The sequence below is a fragment of the Pseudoxanthobacter sp. genome, assembly GCF_036822375.1.
Taxonomy (GTDB): domain Bacteria; phylum Pseudomonadota; class Alphaproteobacteria; order Rhizobiales; family Segnochrobactraceae; genus Pseudoxanthobacter.
In genome coordinates, this window is sequence record NZ_DAISHT010000277.1 from 1 (window position 1) to 3,739 (window position 3,739).

Annotated in this window: 3 protein-coding genes; 2 read left to right on the forward strand and 1 reads right to left on the reverse strand. The window is 67.4% G+C overall.

The window, feature by feature from the left end; all coding sequences use genetic code 11:
- Positions 1-1,352 (reverse strand): aspartate--tRNA ligase (aspS, locus tag V7067_RS16365; protein ID WP_334176960.1); only part of this gene is annotated, 1,352 nt, incomplete at its 3' end.
- Positions 1,353-1,764: 412 nt separating this feature from the next.
- Between aspS and secG the strand changes: the two genes are divergently transcribed.
- Both secG and V7067_RS16375 read left to right on the forward strand, forming a co-directional pair.
- The gene (gene secG / locus V7067_RS16370; RefSeq protein WP_334176961.1) at positions 1,765-2,187 is read left to right on the forward strand and encodes a preprotein translocase subunit SecG; all 423 of its coding nucleotides are present in this window, start codon (positions 1,765-1,767) and stop codon (positions 2,185-2,187) included.
- Between the two features lie 233 nt (positions 2,188-2,420).
- Positions 2,421-3,739: CTP synthase (locus V7067_RS16375; protein ID WP_334176962.1), on the forward strand; the 1,319-nt coding region annotated here is incomplete at its 3' end.

Below are 3,739 nucleotides of genomic sequence, written 5' to 3' on the forward strand. Positions count from 1 at the left end.
GAGAAGTCGATCTTCTTCTCTTCCTCGTTCCACTCGAACATCGGGAAATCGACGATCCAGCAGAACGCGAACTGGTCCTCGTCGACGAGGCCAAGCTCGCGGCCGGCGCGGGTGCGGGCCTGTCCGGCGAAGGAGACGAACTTGTCCGGGCGGCCGCACACGAAGAACACGGCATCGCCGGCCTTGAGGCCGAGCTGCTCGCGGATGGCTTCGGTGCGCTCCGGGCCGATGTTCTTGGCCACCGGGCCGGCGCCGCCATCCTCGCCCTCGCGCCAGAAGATGTAGCCGAGGCCCGGCTGCCCCTCGCCCTGCGCCCACGCATTCATGCGGTCGCAGAAGGCGCGGCTGCCGCCGCCCGGCGCCGGGATCGCCCACACCTCGACCTTGGCGTCGGAGGCGATCATGTTGGCGAACACCTTGAAGCCCGAACCGGCGAAATGCGCGGTCACTTCCTGCATCTCGATCGGGTTGCGCAGATCCGGCTTGTCGTTGCCGTATTTGCGCATCGACACGGCATAGGGAATGCGCGGGAACTTCTGCGTCACCCGGCGGCCGTTGCCGAATTCCTCGAACAGGCCGCGCAGCATCGGTTCCACCGCCTGGAACACGTCTTCCTGCGTGACGAAGCTCATCTCGATATCGAGCTGATAGAACTCGCCCGGCGAGCGGTCGGCGCGGGCATCCTCGTCGCGGAAGCAGGGGGCGATCTGGAAATAGCGGTCGAAGCCGGCAATCATCAGCAGCTGCTTGAACTGCTGGGGTGCCTGCGGCAGCGCGTAGAACTTGCCGGGATGCTGGCGGGCGGGCACGAGGAAGTCGCGCGCGCCTTCCGGGCTGGAGGCGGTGAGAATCGGGGTCTGGTACTCGGTGAACCCCATCTCCACCATGCGGCGGCGCATGGACGAGATGACCTGCGAGCGGCGGATGATGTTGCGGTGCAGGCTGTCGCGGCGCAGGTCGAGGAAGCGATACTTGAGGCGCACGTCTTCCGGATAGTCCGGCTCGCCGAACACCGGCAGCGGCAGTTCCCGGGCCGCCGACAGCACTTCCGCGTCGCGCACGAACACCTCGATGCGGCCGGTGGGCAGCTTGTCGTTGATGGTCTCGGCGGTGCGGGCCTTCACCTCGCCGTCGATGCGGATCACCCACTCGGCGCGCACGGTCTCGATCAGGCTGAAGGCGGCCGAATCCGGATCGCACACCACCTGCGTCAGGCCGTAGTGGTCGCGCAGGTCGATGAACAGCAGACCGCCATGGTCGCGCACGCGATGCACCCACCCCGACAGGCGCACGGCCTTGCCGACATCGCCCTCTGTCAGCTCTCCACAGGTGTGGCTACGATAAAGGTGCATGAAACTTCCTCGACGGATCGCGCCGGGCGGCCGGCGGCTCCCGAAACAGGGTACGGGGCCGGAAGGGCCGGAGCAGGCGCCGGAGTCCTCTTAAGATCTGTGCGGCATGGGGTGATGCGCCCGCGCGCCGCAACGGGCGCCGGAGCGGGCGCGAAACCCGCCAAACCGGCCGGAAAAGCGCATGCAGCCGTGGCTTTGTCAAGGCAAAGCCGGGCCGGGCGGCCGGTTCTTGTGGCCCGCGCGCGGCACCGCGGCCGGCAACCGCAGGGCTGCTTCCCATTCCCGGACTGGAAAGCCGCCCGCCGATCGTGTATGAAGCCGCGACTTTTCATGGATTCCTGTGTCCTCAGCCGGTCCGGCATGCCGTCCGGCGGAGGGCGCAGGCATTGAGACAAGAAGCGGCAAGCTCCTGATGACAACCGTCCTCATCGTCGTTCACCTGATGATCGTGATCGCGCTCGTCGCTGTCGTCCTCGTGCAGCGCTCCGAAGGCGGCGCTCTCGGCATCGGCGGTGGCGGCGGCGGTTTCTTCACCAGCCGCGGCACCGCCAACCTGCTGACGCGCACCACTGCGGTGCTTGCCGCCCTGTTCTTCGCCACGTCGCTTGCGCTGACGCTGCTCGGCCATTATCAGGCCCGCCCGACCTCGCTGCTGCAGAATCTGGGCGGCGGCGCCGGTCAGGCGATCCCGAACAGCTCGCAGGGCGACGGCAAGGGCATTCTCGGCACGCTGCAGGGTCTGGCGCCCGCCGGCCAGACCCCGGCGGCCCCGGCCGGCACCGCGCCCGCCCCGGCGCCGCAGCCGACCGGTCCGCAGGTGCCGAACTCGCAGTAAAGAAGCGGCTGCGGTGGCCGGTTCGCAAACCGCTCCGGCCATCGTCCCCGCGTGGTTTTCGGTTCTTCACGGCCTGCCCTGCCGCGGCCTTCTGCGGCGGGCAGGCCGGTTATGTTCTGGCCCGGTCAACAACTCTGTCCGCGGCCGGCTGCGCAGCGCCGTGGCGCCCGGCCGGCCTTCCTTCGGTCCATCCGGGGCCGAACCCGTGAAACAGGAAAATTGAGGTGAGCCCCATGGCGCGGTACGTCTTCATCACCGGCGGCGTGGTCTCTTCGCTCGGCAAGGGTCTGGCCTCCGCCGCCCTTGGCGCGCTGTTGCAGGCCCGCGGTTTCTCGGTGCGCCTGCGCAAGCTCGACCCCTATCTCAACGTCGATCCGGGCACGATGTCGCCCTACCAGCACGGCGAGGTGTTCGTCACCGACGACGGCGCGGAAACCGACCTCGACCTTGGCCATTACGAGCGCTTCACCGGCCGTCCGGCGACGCGCATGGATAACATCACCACCGGCCGCATCTATCAGGACATCATCACCAAGGAGCGCCGCGGCGACTATCTCGGCGGCACCGTGCAGGTGATTCCCCACGTCACCGACGCCATCAAGGCGTTCGTGCTGGCCGGCAACGACGATGTCGATTTCGTACTGGTGGAGATCGGCGGCACCGTCGGCGACATCGAGGGCCTGCCGTTCTTCGAGGCCATCCGCCAGCTCGGCAACGAGCTGCCGCGCGGTCACGCGGTGTTTATCCACCTGACGCTGATGCCCTACATCCCCAGCGCCGGCGAGATGAAGACCAAGCCGACCCAGCATTCCGTCAAGGAACTGCGCTCCATCGGCATCCAGCCCGACATTCTGATGGTGCGCTGCGACCGACCGATTCCGGAATCGGAGCGCCGCAAGCTGTCGCTGTTCTGCAACGTGCGGCAGGAAGCCGTCATCGCCGCGCAGGATGTCGCCTCCATCTACGACGTGCCGATCGCCTATCACCGCGAGGGGCTGGACGATCAGGTGCTGACCGCCTTCGGCCTGACCGCGCCGGAGCCGAAGCTTGAGCGCTGGCTGACGATCGCCGAGCGTATCCGCAACCCGGAAGGCAAGGTGACGATTGCCGTCGTCGGCAAGTACACCGAGCTGAAGGACGCCTACAAGTCGCTGATCGAGGCCCTCGTTCACGGCGGCATCGCCAACAACGTGCGCGTCAACATCGAGTGGATCGAATCGGAGGTCTTCGAGAAGGAAGACCCCGCGCCCTATCTGGAGCGCGTCAACGGCATCCTCGTGCCCGGCGGCTTCGGCGAGCGCGGCTCGGAAGGCAAGATCGCGGCGGCCTCGTTTGCCCGCAAGCACAAGGTGCCCTATTTCGGCATCTGCTTCGGCATGCAGATGGCGGTGATCGAGGCGGTGCGCAATCTCGTCGGCATCCCGCAGGCAAGCTCCACCGAATTCGGCACGACGCCGGAACCGGTCGTGGGCCTGATGACCGAGTGGCTGAAGGGCAACGAACTGGAACGCCGCGCCGCCAACGGCGATCTCGGCGGCACCATGCGCCTCGG

Coding starts and splice junctions, on each gene's coding strand:
- secG (WP_334176961.1), top strand. CDS start 1,765: ATGACAACCGTCCTCATCGTCGTTCACCTGATGATCGTGATCGCGCTC.